Genomic DNA, 1,020 nt, shown 5'->3' with positions numbered 1-1,020 from the left:
TTGTTTTTGTTCTTGATTTTAACGGTCAACTTGGCCGGGGTGGGCATCTGTACCCCGGCCAAATAGCAGGCATAGCTCATGCGTGCACCCCCTCAGCGGCGGTGACCAGGGCCTCCGTAAAGCCGTCTGTCAGCTCTCGGATGACGCCATCCAAGTCTGCTCCGCCGTCAATTTTGTTGGTCATGCCGGTCATGTCAATTTTGACCTCCGCCGTTGTGAAACGGTTGATGGCGTCACGCTCTGCAATGTCCCGCAAGTATTCCAGCTCCTCACCGCTCACCTCCAAGGACTTGGCCATGCTGCCGGTGTTGTCGGAAATATCCCCCACGCCTTTACTCAGTTCATCATAGGGGACATATCCAGCTCCGCCCCCGCCAAGGTCATCTCCCATATTACTGGGGTCAGTGCTAAAACCGCTGAACAGACCGCCAACAGTGTCCTCAATGCCCCGGCCAAAGTTGTTACCGGCGGCCCAGGCGTCCCCGTATTCAATCCGCTGGATTTGATAATCAGAGGCGTCCAGCTTTTGCATCACTTCAACCTGTTCCCCCACGATTTCCTCCACCTTTGTGGCCACAGTATTGCGAAAACCGGCCACAGCGCCGGACATATCGGTGCCCAGCACAGTATCAATGAGGGATGCAGCGCTCTGAACGATACCCAGAATAAAGTCAAACATCCCCGCAAACAGGTTGATGATTGCCCCCACGGGGTCGTTGAACACGTTTGCAAAGAAGTTGGCGAAAGTGGCAATCAGGTTGTAAATTTCCACGCCGATGCTGATAACGAAATTGACCACACCCAGAATAAGGTTGAGGATAAAAGCACCCGCCACGGCAAAGGCCCCGCAGATAATCCCGGTAGCGGACAGGGATGTCCCCGCAAAATGGTTGACCGCCGCCACAGCCGCATAGAATACAGCGATAAGGGCAATGACAGCTATGACAATCCATGTAATGGGGCAGGCATAAAGAGCGGCGTTTAATCCGTACTGAGCTACCGTAGCGGAAAAAGTTGCAC

At 54.1% G+C, this 1,020-nt stretch carries 1 pseudogene; it reads right to left on the bottom strand.

From position 1 onward, the window contains the following. Positions 1-76 precede the first annotated feature (76 nt). Positions 77-1,020 (bottom strand): annotated as a pseudogene (locus tag NFS22_RS23620) (tape measure protein); the annotation flags it as partial.

This window comes from Flintibacter muris (assembly GCF_943192995.1).
GTDB classification, from domain to species: domain Bacteria; phylum Bacillota; class Clostridia; order Oscillospirales; family Oscillospiraceae; genus Lawsonibacter; species Lawsonibacter muris.
This window is presented reverse-complemented; position numbering and strand designations above follow the sequence as displayed.